The organism is Modestobacter sp. I12A-02662 (assembly GCF_041028325.1).
Classification (GTDB): Bacteria; Actinomycetota; Actinomycetes; order Mycobacteriales; family Geodermatophilaceae; genus Modestobacter.
Window position 1 is genome coordinate 254,736 of sequence record NZ_JABGDE010000005.1, and the last position, 16,517, is coordinate 271,252.

Genomic DNA, 16,517 nt, shown 5'->3' on the forward strand with positions numbered 1-16,517 from the left:
CCCCGGACGTGGAGCAGGCTCGGCGGGTCCGCACCCGCAGGCACCCGCCGGAGCCCCCATGAGCCCGCGTCGCGTCCCCCGCCGCCACCCCGTGCACCACGCGGACCCCGGCGTGCCGGGGCGGTCCCGTGGCAGGGCCGCGCTGGACCGCCACCAGGGGACGGCGTTCGTCCTGCTCGCCCTCGCGATCAGCTGGGTCGTCCTCCCCGTCTCCGACGGAGGCCTGCTGCCGCACGGACCGATGCTCGCGGCACTCCTCGTGCTCGCCGGGGTGTCCGGGCGACGGGGGGTCGGCAGGCTCTGGGCGCAGATGACCAGGTGGCGGGTCGGCCGGCGGTGGTACCTCGTCGCCGTCGGCGTCTTCCTCGCGGTGCACGGAGCTGCGCTGGCCGTCGGCGCGGCAGCGGGGGTGCGGATGGCCGACCTCGGCACCGCGTTCTCGGTGGGCACGCTGCTGGGCATCTGGGTGCCGCTCGTGTTCCTGGGCGGCCAGTGGGAGGAGCCCGGGTGGCTCGGCTACCTCCTGGGCCGTCTCCGGGCACTGGGCATCGGCTCGGCGCTGCTGGTGCTGCTCATGGCGGGCGTCGTCCGCATGGTCTGGCACACGCCGCTGCTCCTGCTCGGGACGATCCCCTGGTACGACTACGTGTTCGGCAGCCTCGCGCTCCAGGTGATCCTGACCTGGCTGTACGACCGGACCGGCGGGAGCGTCCCGGTGCCCATGCTCGGCCACCTGTTCTCGAACCTGACGATGGCCACGGTCATCTCGCTGGTCGCGGAGCCCGACCGGGGTCTCTACTGGCTCGTCCTCGTCCTCGTCGAGCTGGCCGTCGCCGTCGGCATCCTGCTCGCTGCGCGGGGCAGGCTGGTCCAGCCGCGCACGACAGAGGCCCCAGGTCACTGACCTGGGGCCTCGCGTCGGTGGGCGATACTGGGTTCGAACCAGTGACCTCTTCCGTGTCAGGGAAGCGCGCTACCACTGCGCCAATCGCCCGTCCCGGCTTGCGCCGGACCGCCTCCCCCGTCGACTCACCTGTGGGGCGGCGCCGAGGTGGAGACGGGATTTGAACCCGTGTACACGGCTTTGCAGGCCGTTGCCTCGCCTCTCGGCCACTCCACCGCACGCCGGGCGCCGGTCTCGCGACCGAGCGCCCGGGAGTTCCGAGCGGACGACGGGATTCGAACCCGCGACCCTCACCTTGGCAAGGTGATGCTCTACCAACTGAGCCACGTCCGCAGTGCTGCCGCCCCGCTGCGCTCGGTCTCCCTCGCGCTCGTCGGCGACGGATCGAACTCTAACCGACCGGTTTCCAGGCACCAAACCCGGGGGGCCTCCCGGGCGTCCTCCGGGCGGTTCCCGCGGTTCGACGGCCCGTCGGTGGCTCAGTAGGCGGACGGGTTGTCGGTGCCGCCGCCGAGCAGCGCGGAGAGCTCCTCGTCGACCCGCAGTGCCCCGCTCTCGGCGCCCTGGGGCACCAGCATCTCGGTCTCGCGCAGGAACTCGCCGACGACCGCCCCGGAGACCTCGAACAGCGCCTCCCCGGAGGGGGCGCGCAGCTGCAGGAACACGACGTCGAGGCCGGCCCGTGCCGGCCACAGGCGCACGTCGCCCTCGCCCGCCGGAGCGGTCAGGCCGGCCCGCAGCAGGTCCCGGCTGAGCAACCACTCGACGCCGCCGTCCTCGCCGCCGTCCGCCGGGTCCTCGTACTCGTCCCGCCCGTCGTCGCCGAAGCGCACCCGGACCGCGAACGGGTCGGCCACGTCGTAGACGAGGGTGGCCGGGACCGGTGTCCACCCGGAGGGGCCGACGAGGTGGAGGGTCGTGCGGACGGTGCAGCCGCTGCGGGGAAGACGTGCCATGCCTCCCTAACGACCCAGAAACCCACAAGGTCACGCATGTTCTCGGCGTGTCGCGCCTCACCTGCACCGTCCGTCACAGGCGTCACACGGAGTGACCGGCAACACAGGTCGTTCGCGGCCCGTCCGGGCGGTGAACCGCGGGGCGGTCGCGGGACGAAGGTCCCGTGTGACCATTGGGGCCGTGAGCCGACCGACCCGCCGTCTCCCCGACGGCGCGGCGGACCTCGACCTGTTGCGCCGGATCTCCGCGGGCGACCGGTCCGCCGTCGCGGACCTGTACGACCGGTTCCGCCGGCCGGCGTTCGCGCTGGCCCGCCGCGTGCTGGCCGACGACGTCCTCGCCGAGGACGTGCTGCAGGACGTGTTCCTGAGCGTCTGGCGCGAGCCGTCGGCCTTCGACGGGAGCCGGGGCAGCGTCGCGTCCTGGCTGCTGGCGATGGTCCACCACAAGGCGGTGGACGCCGTCCGCCGCGAGGAGTCGCACCGCCGCCGCCGGGCGCGGGCGGAGGAGGACCTGGCGCTCTCCGCGCCGAACCGCACCGGGGACGTGGCGGAGGACGCGGTGGACCGGGTCGCCGCCGAGCGGGTGCGGACGGCGTTGCGGGCGCTCCCCGAGGCCCAGCGGGAGGCCCTGACCCTGGCGTACTACGGCGGCTACACCCAACGGGAGGTGGCCGCGCTGACCGGTGCTCCCCTCGGGACGGTCAAGAGCCGCATGCTGACCGGCATGCGGAGGCTGGAGGAGATGCTGGGCACCGGCGGCCTGCCCGGCGACACCTCCCGGGCCGACGGGACCGCGCGGTGACCGCCCCGCAGGCGGGTCCCGGCCGGGGGGCCGACCACCGCGAGTGGGAAGAGCTGGCCGTCGGCTGGGCGCTGCACGCCCTGGAGCCCGACGACGAGGTGCGCTTCGCCGCGCACCTGCCCGGCTGCGACCGGTGCGCCCGCACGGTGGCCGACGCCGCCGGGGTGATGTCGGCGATGGCCGCCGACCTGCCGGCCGCTGAGCCCACCGGACGGCTGCGCGACCGCCTCCTGGCGGCGGTCGAGGAGACCGAGCAGGTACGTCCCGAGCAGGTGCGGCCCGCGCCGACCGCGCGGCGACCCGAGCCGGCCGCCCGACCGCCGCTGCCCGCCGCGCCGGATCCGGCCGGGCCCGGCGCCGGGGACGAGGCGGCAGTCGGGGAGCTCGGGGTGCGCCGGCCGGAGCTGCCGCCCCGGCCACCCTCCTCCTGGCGGCGGGTGCTGCCCCCGGCGCTGGTCGCGGCCTCGATCGCCGCCGTCCTGGTGCTCGGGGCGTGGAACGTCGTGCTGACCGGGCAGCGCCAGGCCGCGGAGGCGGCCGCGGCCGAGCAGGCCGCGATCGTGGAGGCGCTGCTGGCCCCCGGCCGCGCGACGATCGCACCGATGACCGACGGGGGCCGGGAGGTCGCCACCGTGGTGGCCCGGGAGGGCCGGCTGCAGGTCGTGGCGTCCGGCCTGGCGGTCAACGGCGGGGAGTCCACCTACGTCGTGTGGGGGATCGGTGACGGCTCACCCGTGGCCCTCGGCACCTTCGACGTGGTCTCCTCACAGATGGACGTCCGGGACGTAGGCTCCACGGGGGCCGGGTCGGGCGACTACGACGAGTTCGGCATCAGCATCGAGCCCGGCCGGCAGGCTCCGCCGGCTCCGACGGTGATCGTGGCGACCGGGGAGGTGCCCAGCTGAGCGAGCAGGACACGGTGACGGCGTTGGGGGGGCACCCCACGCGCCGCCCGTCGGCGCCCCCGGCAACCACCCATCGGCACCGGCACCTGCACCGGCACCCGCACGAGCACCACAGCCTGCGCGAGCGGGTCGCCGCCTCGCACTGGCGGCGACGCATCGCCGCCCGGCGCAGCATCGAGGCCCCGTACCGCATGTCGGTCGGGGTGGTCGGCGCGGCCGTCGTCTCCGTGGGCATCGTCACGATCCCGCTGCCCGGTCCGGGCTGGCTCACGGTCATCGCCGGCCTGTTCGTGCTCGCCACGGAGTTCGCCTGGGCCGAGCGCCTGCTGGCGTTCACCCGGCGGCACGTCCACCGCTGGACCGAGTGGCTGGGCCGGCAGCGGCTGTGGGTGCGGATCGCGGTGGCCGCGCTGACCGCCGCCTTCGTCTGCGGCGTCATGGTGGTCACCCTGCACATGACGGGCGTGCCCGGATGGGTGCCGGGGTGGGTGCCGCTCTGGCGCTGAGCGTCTGGCAGAATGTCTGGCGCACGGGCGATTGGCTCAGTGGTAGAGCGCTTCGTTCACACCGAAGAGGTCACTGGTTCGAACCCAGTATCGCCCACCGTGCACCGGCCCCCGACCTGATCAGGTCGGGGGCCGGCGTCGTCTGCGCCGTCCCCGCGCCGGGCGCACCATGGAGCGCGATGGCACTGGACCGGGCCGCCCGCCTGCTGGCCGCCGTGGAGCGGGACGGGCCGACGTGCATCTGGTGCGGGCGGGAGCTCACCGGGCACGTCCTCCCCTCGACCGAGCACGTCGTGCCCCGGGTGAAGGGCGGGCCCAGCTGGCTGGAGAACGAGGTGGCCGCGTGCCGCCGGTGCAACGGCCAGCGCGGGCACACCGCGCCGGTGGAGTGGCTCGAGGAGTGCCTGCGGCGCGGCTGGCCGGCCGACGAGGAGCGCCTCGCCCGCGTGCTGGCCGGGTTGGCCGAGGCGATCGCGGCGCGGGGTGGGCAGCGGCGCGCGCGGCCCTACCTGGACGCGCAGCTGCGCCGGCTGGCGCGGCGGCGCCCGCCCGGTAACGACGGTGCTGCCGGGTCCCCGGTGCCCGCGTAGCGTCGCGGGCATGGGCGAGGTCGTGGGCAGCGTGGGCCGGATCGCGGTGTACCCGGTGAAGTCGCTGGGTGGGCGCACCGTCCCGGAGGCGGCGGTCGACGCCGCCGGCCTGCGCGGCGACCGCGCCTACGCCGTCGTCGACGCCGACACCGGCGAGCGGGTCACGGTGAAGAGCACTCCGCAGCTGGCCGGGGTCGTGGCCACCGGCGACACCGAGGCGGACACCATCACGCTCACCGAGGTGCTCGGCCGGCCGGTGCGGCTGGCGCCGTCCTCGGCCGGGCCGCAGGTCGACGCCGCCGCCGTCCACCTGGTCTCGCGCGGCGCGATCGAGCGGGCCTCCGCCGGGGACGTGCCCGAGGGCTGCTCCGCCGACGACCCCCGGGCCAACCTGGAGCTGCACCTGCCGGGCGGGGTGGACGAGCGGGACTGGGTGGGCCGGCGGCTGCGGATCGGCGAGGTCGTGCTGGACGTCGTCCGGACCCCGAAGCACTGCCTGGGCGTCTACGCCGAGGTGCAGCTGCCCGGTCGGGTCGCCGCCGGCGACGCCGTCGAGCTGCTGGACTCAGGCGCCGGGGCGGTTGCGCCCGCCTGACCCGGCCCCGTCCGGCCGCGCACTAGTCTCGGAAGTCCCGGCTGTCCGTCCGGGAGCACCGACCACAGGAGATGCTCGTGTCCGCGCCGCCCTCGCCGTCCACCGCCGCGCCGATCCGGGTGCCGGCCGGGACGACGGCCCAGCAGGCGCTCAAGGACGCCGGCGTCCCGCTGAAGGGCCCCGACGGTGCGGTCGTCGTCCGGGACGTGGCCACCGGCGACCTGCGGGACCTGGCCTGGACCCCCGACACCGAGGTCGAGGTCGAGCCGGTCGTCGCCGCCAGCCCGGAGGGCCGGGCGGTGATCCGGCACTCCACCGCGCACGTGCTCGCCCAGGCGGTGCAGGACCTGTTCCCCGGCACCCGGCTGGGGATCGGCCCGCCGGTCGAGAACGGCTTCTACTACGACTTCGACCCCGAGCGGCCGTTCACCCCGGAGGACCTGAAGGCGCTGGAGAAGCGCATGCAGGAGATCGTCAAGCAGGGGCAGCACTTCGCCCGGCGGGAGATCAGCGACGACGACGCCCGGGCCGAGCTGGCGCACGAGCCGTACAAGCTCGAGCTGATCGGGCTCAAGGGCGGCGCCGACGGGGCCGACGACGGTGCATCGGTGGAGGTCGGCGGCGCGCAGCTGACCATGTACGACAACCGCGACCCGCGCACCGGGGACCTCGTCTGGACCGACCTGTGCCGCGGCCCGCACCTGCCGCGGACCTCGGCCATCCCCGCCTTCAGCCTGACCCGCAGCGCCGCCGCGTACTGGCGGGGGAGCGAGAAGAACCCGCAGCTGCAGCGCGTCTACGGCACCGCCTGGGAGAGCAGGGACGCGCACAAGGCGTACCTGGAGCACCTGGCCGAGGCCGAGCGCCGCGACCACCGCCGGCTGGGCGTGGAGCTGGACCTGTTCAGCTTCCCCGACGAGATCGGCTCCGGGCTGGCCGTGTTCCACCCCAAGGGCGGGGTCGTGAAGCGGGAGATGGAGGACTACGTCCGCCGTCGGCACCTGGAGGAGGGCTTCCAGTACGTCGGGACGCCGCACATCTCCAAGCGCGGCCTGTTCGAGACCTCCGGGCACCTGCCCTACTACGAGGAGACGATGTTCCCGGCCATGGAGCTGGAGAACAGCGAGTACTTCCTCAAGGCCATGAACTGCCCGATGCACAACCTGATCTTCCGGTCGCGCGGGCGGTCCTACCGCGAGCTGCCGCTGCGGTTCTTCGAGTTCGGCTCGGTGTACCGGTACGAGAAGTCCGGTGTCGTCCACGGCCTCACCCGGGTGCGCGGGCTGACCCAGGACGACTCGCACAGCTACGTCACCCCCGAGCAGGCGTCCGGCGAGATCCGGCACCTGCTGTCGTTCGTGCTCGGGCTGCTGCGCGACTTCGGGCTGGACGACTACTACCTGGAGCTGTCCACCCGCGGGGACGACCCGACCAAGCAGGCCAAGTTCATCGGCTCGGACGAGCAGTGGGCGGTCGCCACCGCGGTCCTGGAGGAGGCGGCCCGGGAGACCGGCCTGGAGCTCGTGCCCGACCCGGGCGGCGCCGCCTACTACGGGCCGAAGATCTCCGTCCAGGCCCGGGACGCGATCGGCCGCACCTGGCAGATGTCGACCATCCAGTACGACTTCAACCAGCCGGCCCGGTTCGGCCTGGAGTACAGCGCGCCCGACGGCACCCGGCAGCAGCCGGTGATGATCCACTCGGCCAAGTTCGGCTCGATCGAGCGGTTCTTCGGAGTGCTCACCGAGCACTACGCCGGCGCCTTCCCCGCCTGGCTCGCCCCGGTGCAGGTGGTCGGCATCCCGGTCACCGACGAGCAGGTGCCCTACCTGGCCGACGTCGCGCTGCGGCTGCGGGCCCGGGGCATCCGGGTGGAGATCGACGACTCCGACGACCGCATGCAGAAGAAGATCCGCACCGCCAGCAAGCAGAAGGTGCCCTTCGTGCTCATCGCCGGGGCCACCGACGCCGAAGCCGGCGCGGTGTCCTTCCGCTACCGGGACGGGTCCCAGCACAACGGGGTCCCGGTGGCCGACGCGGTCGAGCAGGTCGTCGCCTGGGTGGCGGCCCGGCACAACGCCGACCCGGCCGCCGACACCCCGCAGGTCGCCGGATGAGCGACGGCCCCGCGCAACTGCGGCTGACCGTCGCCAACGACGACGGGGGGCCGTCCTCGGTCTTCGAGCAGCTCTGGACGCCGTACCGGATGGCCTACATCCGGGGCGAGGGCAAGCCCAGCACCGGCGGCGCCGACGACTGCCCGTTCTGCCTCATCCCGGCGATGAGCGACGAGGACGGCCTGGTCGTCGCCCGCGGGGAGACGGTGTTCGCCGTCCTGAACCTCTACCCGTACAACGCCGGGCACCTGATGGTGGTCCCGTACCGGCACGTGCCCGACTACACCGACCTCACCGTCGCCGAGGTGGCCGAGCTGGGCGCGTTCACCCAGACGGCGATGCGCGTGGTGCGGCAGGTGAGCGGCGCCCACGGCTTCAACATCGGCATGAACCAGGGGTCGGTCGCCGGCGCCGGCATCGCCGACCACCTGCACCAGCACGCGGTGCCGCGCTGGGGCGGGGACACCAACTTCATGCCCGTCCTCGGGCTGACCCGGGTGCTGCCGCAGGTGCTCGCGGAGACCCGGCGGCTCCTCGCGGCGGCCTGGCCGTCGACCCACCCTGCCTCCCCGACGGAGGCCTGATGCTCGGCGTCAACCTCCGTCCGGCTGTCGCCCGGTTCTGGAACCCCGTGGTGCGCGGGCTGGTCCGTGCCGGGGTCACCGCGGACGCGGTGACCCTCACCGGCACGCTCGGCGCGGTTGCCTCCGCGGTCTTCCTCATCGGCAACGGGCAGCTGTTCTGGGGCGCGTTCGCGGTCACCCTCTTCGTCCTGCTGGACATGCTCGACGGGGCGCTCGCCCGGGCCCGCGGCGGCGGGTCGCTGTACGGGGCGGTCCTGGACTCCACCGGCGACCGCGCCGCCGACGCGGCCATCTTCGGCGCGCTGGCCTGGTGGTACTCCGGGGAGGGCGACAACCGGCTGCTGGTCCTGCTCGCGCTGCTGTGCCTGGTCCTGGGGGTCCTCACCTCCTACGTCAAGGCGCGCGCCGAGGGCGTGGGGCTGACCTGCGACGTCGGGGTCGTCGAGCGCACCGAGCGGCTGATCCTGGTCCTCGTGGGCACCGGTTTCACCGGGCTGGGCATCCCGTTCGCCGTGCACGTGGCGCTGTGGGTGCTGCTGGCCGGGAGCGCGGTGACCGTCGTCCAGCGGTTCGTCGTCGTCCGCCAGCAGGCCGCGGGCCGGCCGCTGCCGCCCCGCCCGGCCGACGCGCCGTCCGCCCCACCGGTGCCGTGACCGGCCTCGGCGACCTCGGCGGCCGGCTCACCGACCTCGGCTACGCCGCCGGCTGGCGGGCGATCCGGCTGCTGCCCGAGCCGGTCGCCCGGGCCGGCGCCGCGCGGGCCGGCGGCTGGGCCGCCGGGCGGGGCGGGCGCGGGGTGCGCCAGCTGCGGGCCAACCTGCGGGTGGCCGCCGGGGGCGCGCTGGACGACGACGCGCTCGACGGGCTCACCCGGCGGGCGATGCAGTCCTACGCCCGGTACTGGGAGGAGGCCTTCCGGCTGCCCGTCCTCGGCACCGAGCGGGTGGTCGCGGACTCGGTGATCGAGGGCCGCGAGCACCTGGAGCGGGTCCGCGCGGAAGGCCGCGGGATCGTCGTGGCCCTGCCGCACAGCGGGAACTGGGACGTCGCCGGGGTCTGGTTCCTCGACTGGCTCGGCGCCCCCTTCATGACCGTCGCCGAACGGCTCGAGCCCGAGTCCTTGTACCGCCGGTTCCTGGCGTACCGCGAGTCGCTCGGCATGCGGGTGGTGCCGCTCACCGGTGGGGCCCGCTCCAGCTCCGCGGAGCTGACCGACTGGGTCCGCGCCGGCCGTTCGGTCTGCCTGCTGGTGGACCGGGACCTCACCGGCGGCGGCGTGCCGGTCGGCTTCTTCGGCCGGCCCACCACGATGCCCGGTGGTCCCGCGCTGCTCGCCGCGCAGACCGGCGCCGCGCTGCTGCCCGCGGTCTGCCAGTTCACCGACCGGGGCTGGCGGTTCGTCGTCCACCCGGAGGTGCCGGCGGGCACCGACCCCCGGCTGCGGGACCGGGTCGCCGGGATGATGCAGCAGGTGGCGACCGCCTTCGAGACGACGATCGCCGAGCGCCCCGAGGACTGGCACGTGCTGGGCCGGATCTGGGCCGACGTCGGGCCGGACCCCGACCGCGCTCCCGGACGGGCGACCGCGGAGGTGCGCTGAATGCGCATCGGGCTGGTCTGCCCCTACCAGTGGGACGTCCCCGGGGGCGTCCAGTACCACGTGCGCGACCTCGCCGAGACGCTGCGCGGGATGGGCCACCACGTCGAGGTGTTCACCCCGGCCGAGCACGAGGAGGCGCTGCCCACCGAGCACGTCACCTGGGCCGGCCGCGCCGTGCCCATCCCGTACAACGGCTCGATGGCCAGCGTCCAGTTCGGACTGGTCTCCGCCGCCCGTGCGCGGCGGTGGCTCCGGGAGGGCGCCTTCGACGTCGTCCACGTGCACGAGCCGGCCTCGCCGTCGGTGTCGCTGCTGGTCTGCATGATCGCCAAGGGGCCGATCGTGGCCACCTTCCACGCGGCCACCATCCGCTCGCGGTGGCTCGCCGCGGTCGGGCCGTGGGTACGGCCGTGGCTGGAGCGGATCGGCGGCCGGATCGCGGTGTCGGACTTCGCCCGCCGGGTGCAGGTCGAGCACCTCGGCGGGGACGCCGTGGTCATCCCCAACGGAGTGCACGTGGACGCGTTCGCCGACGGCCCGTCGCTCCCCGGCCACCGCCGCGGGGAGGGACCGCCGATCATCGGTTTCATCGGCCGCTACGACGAGCCGCGCAAGGGCCTGCCGGTGCTGCTCGAGGCGATGCGCGAGGTCGTCCGGGAGCACCCGGACGCGCAGCTGTGGGTGGCCGGCCGGGGTGACCCCGACGAGTTCGCCGAGCTGGTGACCGACGACCTGCGGGACCGCGTGACGCTGCTCGGCGCGCTGAGCGAGGCGGACAAGGCGGCCTTCCTGCGGTCGGTCGACGTGTACTGCGCCCCGAACCTGCTCGGTGAGAGCTTCGGCGTGATCCTGCTCGAGGCGATGGCCGCCGGCGCGCCGGTCGTCGCCAGCGACCTGGACGCCTTCGCCCGCGTGCTGCAGGACGGGGCCGCGGGGACGCTGGTCCGGCGCGGTGACCCGGCGGTGCTGGCCCGGTCGCTGTCCGAGCTGCTCGCGGCGCCCGCCCTCCGCGCGCAGTTCGCGGCCGCGGGACGGCGGGCGGTCGCCGCCTACGACTGGTCGGTCGTGGCCCGGCGGATCCTCACCGTGTACGAGACGGTGGCGCCGGCCGGGAGCGCGGCCGTCACCGCCTCCGCGGAGAACGACGACGTCCTCCTCGGTGGCGCGCCGGGCGGCCTGCCGGAGCCGCGGGGTCCCTTCCGGCGGCGGGTCCGCCGCTAGCCTGGAACCGTGACGACCGGGGAGTGGCTGCTGCTCGCCGGCGGGCTGCTGGTCCTCCTGCTGCTGGTCTGGACCGCGTGGACGCTGACCCGGCTGCGCCGGCTGGAGGGTCGGGTCCGCCGGGCGCGGACGGTGCTCGACGGCGCCCTGCTGCGCCGCGCGGAGCTGACCGCGGCCCTGGCGCGCGAGCTGGCGGCCGAGCTGGGGCCGGACCTGGCCGGCGAGCTCGCCGGCGCGGCCGCCGGCGCCCGCGTTCCCGCCGCCGACGACCGGGAGGCCGCGGAGAACACCCTGGGCCGGCTGCTGCGCCGGGTGCCCGACGACATCCGGTTCCCCGAGCTCGACGACGCCGGGGTGCGGGTGGGGCTGGCCCGGCGGTTCTACAACGACGCCGTCCGGGACACCCGGGCGCTGCGCCGGCGGCGGCTCAGCCGCGCGCTGCGGCTGCACGCCCGACGTCCGCTGCCCCGCTACTTCGACATCGACGACGGGCTGGACGCCGTCCTCACCGGGCCGGCGTCCGCCCGCGGGTATCGATCCGGCTGATCCGCCGTAGGCTGGGACGTCCGCGTCCCCGATCTGCGAGGCAGCACCCGTGGCCCTGAACGACCCCCAGCACGCCCCCGTCCCCGCCCACACCGGCACCGACCTGGTGAAGCGCGGCATGGCCGAGCAGCTCAAGGGCGGCGTGATCATGGACGTCGTCACCCCCGAGCAGGCCAAGATCGCCGAGGACGCCGGGGCGGTGGCGGTGATGGCGCTGGAGCGCGTCCCCGCCGACATCCGTGCCCAGGGCGGCATCGCGCGGATGAGCGACCCCGACATGATCCAGGGCATCATCGAGGCGGTCTCGATCCCGGTGATGGCCAAGGCGCGGATCGGGCACTTCGTCGAGGCGCAGGTGCTGCAGGCGCTCGGCGTCGACTACATCGACGAGTCCGAGGTGCTCACCCCGGCCGACGAGGCGCACCACATCGACAAGTCCGCCTTCACGGTGCCCTTCGTCTGCGGCGCCACCGACCTGGGCGAGGCGTTGCGCAGGATCGCCGAGGGCGCGGCGATGATCCGCTCCAAGGGCGAGGCCGGCACGGGCAACGTGGTGGAGGCGACCCGGCACATGCGCGCGCTGCGCGCCGGGATCAAGCGGCTGGGCACGCTGGACGAGACCGAGCTGTTCGTCGCGGCCAAGGAGCTGCGCGCGCCGCACGACCTGGTCGTCGAGGTGGCCCGCGCCGGCAAGCTGCCGGTCGTGCTCTTCACCGCGGGCGGCATCGCCACCCCCGCGGACGCCGCGATGATGATGCAGCTCGGTGCCGAGGGCGTCTTCGTCGGCTCGGGGATCTTCAAGTCCGGCGACCCGGCGCTGCGGGCGGCCGCGATCGTGCAGGCCACCACCTTCTTCGACGACCCGGCCGTGATCGCCAAGGTCTCCCGCGGGCTCGGCGAGCCGATGGTCGGGATCAACGTGAGCACGCTGCCGGAGAGCGAGCGCTACGCCACCCGCGGCTGGTGAGCGCGCCGAGCATCGGGGTCCTGGCGCTGCAGGGCGACGTCCGGGAGCACACGGCCGCGCTGCACGCGGCCGGCGCCGTGGCGGTCCCGGTGCGCCGGCCGCAGGAGCTGGCCGCGGTCGACGGGCTCGTCCTGCCCGGCGGGGAGTCCACCACGATGGCCAAGCTCGCCGACCGGTTCGGGCTGCTCGGGCCACTGCGCGCCGCGGTGGCCGGAGGGCTGCCGGTCTACGGCTCCTGCGCCGGGATGATCATGCTGGCCGACCGGGTGCTGGACGCCCCCGCCGACCAGCAGACCCTCGGCGGGTTGGACGTCACCGTGCGCCGCAACGCGTTCGGCCGGCAGGTGGACTCGTTCGAGTCGGAGGTGGCGATCGCCGGCGTCGAGGGGGGGCCGGTGCACGCGGTGTTCATCCGGGCGCCATGGGTGGAGGCCGCCGGGGCGGACGTGCAGGTCCTCGGCCGGGTCGAGGGCGGACCGGCCGACGGTAGGATCGTCGCGGTGCGCCAGGGCCGCCTCGTGGCCACCAGCTTCCACCCCGAGCTCACCGGGGACCCCCGGGTGCACGCCCTGTTCGTGGAGCTGGTCCAGGCCGCCCGCGCCGAGGACCTGAGTTCGACCGGTGCCGCCGTCGGCGCCGGCAGTGAGGAGAAATCGTGAGCGAGCTCGCGAGCTCACCATCCAGCACAGCAGCACCGCGAACGCGGTCGACGAGCGCCAGCGAGGAGAGCAAGTGAGCGAGCTCGCGAGCTCACCATCCAGCACAGCAGCACCGCGAACGCGGTCGACGAGCGCCAGCGAGGAGAGCAAGTGAGCGAGCTCGCGAGCTCACCATCCAGCACAGCAGCACCGCGAACGCGGTCGACGAGCGCCAGCGAGGAGAGCAAGTGAGCGGCCATTCCAAGTGGGCGACGACCAAGCACAAGAAGGCCGGCATCGACGCCAAGCGCGGCAAGCTCTTCGCCAAGCTGGTCAAGAACATCGAGGTCGCGGCCCGCACCGGCGGCGGTGACCCGGCGGGCAACCCCACGCTGTACGACGCCATCCAGAAGGCGAAGAAGACCTCGGTCCCCAACGACAACATCGACCGCGCGGTCAAGCGCGGCGCGGGGCTCGAGGCCGGTGGCGTGGACTACCAGTCGATCACCTACGAGGGCTACGCCGCAGGCGGTGTCGCCGTGCTGATCGAGTGCCTCACCGACAACAAGAACCGCTCCGCGATGGAGGTCCGGACGGCGATGTCGCGCAACGGCGGCTCGATGGCCGACCCGGGGTCGGTGTCCTACCTCTTCTCCCGCAAGGGCGTCGTCGTGGTGCCCGCGGCGGGCAACACCGAGGACGACGTGCTGATGGCCGTGCTCGACGCGGGCGCGGAGGAGGTGCGGGACCTCGGGGACAGCTTCGAGGTGGTCTGCGAGCCGACCGACCTGGTCGCCGTGCGCACCGCGCTGCAGGACGCCGGCATCGACTACGACTCGGCCGAGGCGGGGTTCGTGCCCAGCGTGCAGGTGGAGCTCGACGAGGACGGCGCGGCCAAGGTGTTCCGGCTGATCGACGCCCTCGAGGACCTCGACGACGTGCAGAACGTGTACGCGAACTACGACGTGCCCGACGCGGTCATGGAGAAGTTGTAGGACGCCGTCCCCCGCTCAGCCCGGGTGGCGCGTGTCGTGTCCGCGTCGAGCCCCGACTCCCGGTTAGCGTTCCCATCGAACACGTGTTCGTGCGATGGTGGGGGTGTGCTCATGCGGGTGCTCGGCATCGACCCGGGGCTCACCCGGTGCGGCTGGGGCGTGGTCGAGGGGCGCCCCGGCGCGCGACCGACCGCGGTGGGGGTCGGCGTGCTCCGCACGCACCCCGACCTCGACCTGGAGCTCCGGCTGCTGGAGGTGCACACCGCGGTGACCGCGCTGCTGCGTGAGCACCGGCCCGCCGCCGTGGCGATCGAGCGGGTCTTCACCCAGAACAACAAGGGCACGGCCACCGGAACCGCGCAGGCCGCCGGGGTGGCCGCGCTGGCCGCCGCCCAGGCGGACCTGCCGGTCGCCTGGCACACGCCCAGCGAGGTCAAGGCCGCCATCTCCGGCAGCGGCCGCGCGGACAAGGAGCAGGTCACCCTCATGGTCACCCGGGTGCTGGGGCTCGCCAGCCCACCGAAGCCGGCCGACGCCGCCGACGCGCTGGCGCTGGCCATCTGCCACGTCTGGCGGGCCCCGGCCCAGCAGCGGCTGCGCACCGCCGCGCTCGCCGGCGGGATCGGCGCCCCGCTGCCCGGCGCCCGCACCTTGCCCCGCTGGACGGGGGTGGCCCGGTGATCGCCAGCGTGAACGGCCGGGTCGCGGCGGTGTCGCCCGACGGCGCGGTGGTCGAGGTCGGCGGGGTGGGGCTCACCGTCCAGTGCACGCCCGGCACCATCGCCCGGCTGCAGGTGGGGGAGCAGGCCCGGCTGTCCACCAGCCTCATCGTCCGCGAGGACTCGCTGACCCTGTACGGCTTCGCCGACGACGACGAGCGCCAGCTGTTCGAGTTGCTGCAGACCGCGAACGGCGTCGGCCCCCGCCTCGCCCAGGCGGTGCTGGCCATCCACCCGCCCCGCGAGGTCCGCCGTGCCGTGTCGATGGGCGACCTCAAGGCGCTCATGCAGGTCCCCGGCATCGGCAAGAAGGGCGCCGAGCGCCTGGTGCTGGAGCTGCGCGACCGGCTCGGCGTAACGAGCACCGACACCCAGCTCGACGGGCCGGCCGCGGCCGGCCTGCCTGCCGTCACGCCGGTGGCGCCGTGGCGCGACCAGCTGGTGTCCGCGCTGATCGGGCTGGGCTGGAGCGGCCGGGAGGCGGAGACCGCGCTCGCCGCCCTGGAGCCGGTCGCCGAGGAGCAGGCCGCGAACGGCGGCGTCCAGGTCGCGGTGCTGCTGCGGCGGGCCCTGCAGATCCTGGGCCGGTCGTGAGGAGCGGGTCGTGAGCGCGCCGTTCGACCGGTCGCTGGCCGGGGAGGCGGCCGAGGGCGCCACCCGGGACTTCTCCGTCGCCGCGTCGGCCGGGGACGAGGAGCGGGTCGTCGAGTCGGCGCTGCGCCCCCACTCGCTCGCGGACTTCATCGGCCAGCCCAAGGTCGCCCGTCAGCTGGACCTCGTGCTCGAGGGCGCGAAGCGACGAGGCCGGCCGCCGGACCACGTGCTGCTGTCCGGGCCCCCCGGGCTGGGCAAGACCAGCCTGGCGCTGATCATCGGCTCGGAGCTCGGGACGGCGGTGAAGATCACCAGCGGCCCGGCCATCGAGCGCTCCGGCGACCTCGCGGCCATGCTGTCCAACCTCGCGCCCGGCGACGTGCTGTTCATCGACGAGATCCACCGCATCGCCCGGCCCGCCGAGGAACTGCTGTACATGGCGATGGAGGACTTCCGGGTCGACGTCGTCGTCGGCAAGGGCCCCGGCGCCACCGCCATCCCGCTGGAGATCAACCCGTTCACCCTGGTCGGTGCCACCACCCGGGCGGGCCTGCTCACCGGGCCGCTGCGCGACCGGTTCGGCTTCGTCGGCCAGATGGAGTTCTACGAGACCGCCGACCTGCAGCGGGTGCTCGCCCGCAGCGCCGACCTGCTGGGCGTCGAGCTGACCCCCGACGGGTCGGCCGAGATCGCCGGCCGCTCCCGCGGCACGCCCCGGATCGCCAACCGGCTGCTGCGCCGGGTGCGCGACTTCGCCGAGGTCAAGGCCGACGGGCGGGTCACCCTCGAGGTGGCCCGGGCCGCGCTGACCCTCTACGACGTCGACGACCTCGGCCTGGACCGGCTCGACCGCTCGGTGCTCGACGCGCTGGTGACCAAGTTCGGCGGCGGGCCGGTCGGGGTCGCCACGCTCGCGGTCGCCGTGGGGGAGGAGCCGCACACCGTGGAGGAGGTGTGCGAGCCGTTCCTCGTGCGGGCCGGGCTGCTCGCCCGCACCCCCCGCGGGCGGGTCGCCACCGAGGCGGCCTTCCGTCACCTGGGGTACGCGGTGCCCCGTGGTGGTCTTGCGCTCAGTGGGGGAGCAGGGGACGCGACACCGGACGGGCCTTCGTCACAGACGCTGTTCGACGCCTAGACTCACCGGCGTTGGCGCGCAACCCGGGAGTGCCCGGGTGGGCGTGCCGCGTCCGGTGCCACCACGCGCCGGCGCCGACGTACCCGAGCGGCCCACCCCCGGGCCGCACCCACCGCGCGACCCCCGCCGCGGTAGAGAGG

The 16,517-nt window shown here is 74.7% G+C and carries 19 protein-coding genes and 4 tRNA genes; 19 read left to right on the plus strand and 4 right to left on the minus strand.

Going from position 1 to position 16,517, the window contains the following annotated elements; translation table 11 throughout:
• The first annotated feature begins 58 nt into the window (after positions 1-58).
• Positions 59-904 carry a CPBP family intramembrane glutamic endopeptidase gene (locus tag HL189_RS08730; RefSeq protein WP_369133303.1) on the plus strand — a complete coding sequence of 282 codons (846 nt, stop codon included), beginning with the start codon at positions 59-61 and terminating at the stop codon, positions 902-904.
• A gap of 18 nt (positions 905-922) precedes the next feature.
• Here HL189_RS08730 and HL189_RS08735 read toward each other — a convergent pair.
• The 4 genes from HL189_RS08735 to HL189_RS08750 form a co-directional block, all read right to left on the minus strand.
• A tRNA-Val gene (locus HL189_RS08735) sits at positions 923-994 on the minus strand.
• A 55-nt stretch (positions 995-1,049) separates the two neighbouring features.
• A tRNA-Cys gene (locus tag HL189_RS08740) sits at positions 1,050-1,120 on the minus strand.
• Between the two features lie 44 nt (positions 1,121-1,164).
• Positions 1,165-1,237: transfer RNA gene (locus HL189_RS08745), tRNA-Gly, on the minus strand.
• Positions 1,238-1,383: 146 nt separating this feature from the next.
• Positions 1,384-1,860, minus strand: a complete 477-nt coding sequence (locus HL189_RS08750; RefSeq protein ID WP_369133304.1) for an SsgA family sporulation/cell division regulator — start codon at positions 1,858-1,860, stop codon at positions 1,384-1,386.
• A gap of 181 nt (positions 1,861-2,041) precedes the next feature.
• Here HL189_RS08750 and HL189_RS08755 point away from each other — a divergent pair, with 181 nt between their 5' ends.
• From HL189_RS08755 to ruvB, 18 genes are all read left to right on the plus strand, one after another.
• Positions 2,042-2,665 (plus strand): sigma-70 family RNA polymerase sigma factor, encoded by a 624-nt coding sequence (locus tag HL189_RS08755; protein WP_369133305.1) that lies wholly within the window; start codon positions 2,042-2,044, stop codon positions 2,663-2,665.
• Entirely contained in the window at positions 2,662-3,570 is a 909-nt protein-coding gene (locus HL189_RS08760; RefSeq protein WP_369133306.1) for an anti-sigma factor, read from the plus strand. The genes HL189_RS08755 and HL189_RS08760 overlap by 4 nt, the downstream gene beginning before the upstream one ends.
• A gap of 14 nt (positions 3,571-3,584) precedes the next feature.
• Positions 3,585-4,076: a TIGR02611 family protein gene (locus HL189_RS08765; RefSeq protein WP_369133307.1), complete on the plus strand. Its 492-nt coding sequence runs from the start codon at positions 3,585-3,587 to the stop codon at positions 4,074-4,076.
• 25 nt (positions 4,077-4,101) lie between these two features.
• A tRNA-Val gene (locus HL189_RS08770) sits at positions 4,102-4,173 on the plus strand.
• An 82-nt stretch (positions 4,174-4,255) separates the two neighbouring features.
• Entirely contained in the window at positions 4,256-4,666 is a 411-nt protein-coding gene (locus HL189_RS08775; protein WP_369133308.1) for an HNH endonuclease, read from the plus strand.
• Positions 4,667-4,676: 10 nt separating this feature from the next.
• Positions 4,677-5,261 carry an MOSC N-terminal beta barrel domain-containing protein gene (locus tag HL189_RS08780; RefSeq protein WP_369133309.1) on the plus strand — a complete coding sequence of 195 codons (585 nt, stop codon included), beginning with the start codon at positions 4,677-4,679 and terminating at the stop codon, positions 5,259-5,261.
• Positions 5,262-5,338: 77 nt separating this feature from the next.
• Positions 5,339-7,378: a threonine--tRNA ligase gene (thrS, locus tag HL189_RS08785; protein ID WP_369133310.1), complete on the plus strand. Its 2,040-nt coding sequence runs from the start codon at positions 5,339-5,341 to the stop codon at positions 7,376-7,378.
• Positions 7,375-7,962 carry an HIT domain-containing protein gene (locus HL189_RS08790; RefSeq protein ID WP_369133311.1) on the plus strand — a complete coding sequence of 196 codons (588 nt, stop codon included), beginning with the start codon at positions 7,375-7,377 and terminating at the stop codon, positions 7,960-7,962. Before thrS ends, HL189_RS08790 begins: the two co-directional genes overlap by 4 nt.
• Positions 7,962-8,615 carry a phosphatidylinositol phosphate synthase gene (gene pgsA / locus HL189_RS08795; protein ID WP_369133312.1) on the plus strand — a complete coding sequence of 218 codons (654 nt, stop codon included), beginning with the start codon at positions 7,962-7,964 and terminating at the stop codon, positions 8,613-8,615. Before HL189_RS08790 ends, pgsA begins: the two co-directional genes overlap by 1 nt.
• A complete protein-coding gene (locus HL189_RS08800) occupies positions 8,612-9,562 on the plus strand; it encodes a phosphatidylinositol mannoside acyltransferase (protein WP_369133313.1) in 951 nt (316 codons plus the stop codon). Before pgsA ends, HL189_RS08800 begins: the two co-directional genes overlap by 4 nt.
• Positions 9,563-10,783, plus strand: coding sequence for a glycosyltransferase family 4 protein (locus tag HL189_RS08805; protein ID WP_369133314.1), 1,221 nt, complete (start codon positions 9,563-9,565; stop codon positions 10,781-10,783).
• Between the two features lie 9 nt (positions 10,784-10,792).
• Positions 10,793-11,329, plus strand: a complete 537-nt coding sequence (locus HL189_RS08810) for a hypothetical protein (RefSeq protein WP_369133315.1) — start codon at positions 10,793-10,795, stop codon at positions 11,327-11,329.
• A gap of 55 nt (positions 11,330-11,384) precedes the next feature.
• Positions 11,385-12,296 carry a pyridoxal 5'-phosphate synthase lyase subunit PdxS gene (gene pdxS, locus HL189_RS08815; RefSeq protein ID WP_369133448.1) on the plus strand — a complete coding sequence of 304 codons (912 nt, stop codon included), beginning with the start codon at positions 11,385-11,387 and terminating at the stop codon, positions 12,294-12,296.
• Positions 12,293-12,955 (plus strand): pyridoxal 5'-phosphate synthase glutaminase subunit PdxT, encoded by a 663-nt coding sequence (gene pdxT, locus HL189_RS08820; RefSeq protein ID WP_369133316.1) that lies wholly within the window; start codon positions 12,293-12,295, stop codon positions 12,953-12,955. The genes pdxS and pdxT overlap by 4 nt, the downstream gene beginning before the upstream one ends.
• Before the next feature lie 227 nt (positions 12,956-13,182).
• Positions 13,183-13,929 carry a YebC/PmpR family DNA-binding transcriptional regulator gene (locus HL189_RS08825; RefSeq protein WP_369133317.1) on the plus strand — a complete coding sequence of 249 codons (747 nt, stop codon included), beginning with the start codon at positions 13,183-13,185 and terminating at the stop codon, positions 13,927-13,929.
• Between the two features lie 111 nt (positions 13,930-14,040).
• Positions 14,041-14,610, plus strand: coding sequence for a crossover junction endodeoxyribonuclease RuvC (ruvC, locus tag HL189_RS08830; protein ID WP_369133449.1), 570 nt, complete (start codon positions 14,041-14,043; stop codon positions 14,608-14,610).
• Positions 14,607-15,242 (plus strand): Holliday junction branch migration protein RuvA, encoded by a 636-nt coding sequence (gene ruvA, locus HL189_RS08835; protein WP_369133318.1) that lies wholly within the window; start codon positions 14,607-14,609, stop codon positions 15,240-15,242. Before ruvC ends, ruvA begins: the two co-directional genes overlap by 4 nt.
• A 34-nt stretch (positions 15,243-15,276) precedes the next feature.
• Positions 15,277-16,377, plus strand: coding sequence for a Holliday junction branch migration DNA helicase RuvB (gene ruvB / locus HL189_RS08840; RefSeq protein ID WP_369133450.1), 1,101 nt, complete (start codon positions 15,277-15,279; stop codon positions 16,375-16,377).
• Positions 16,378-16,517 lie beyond the last annotated feature (140 nt).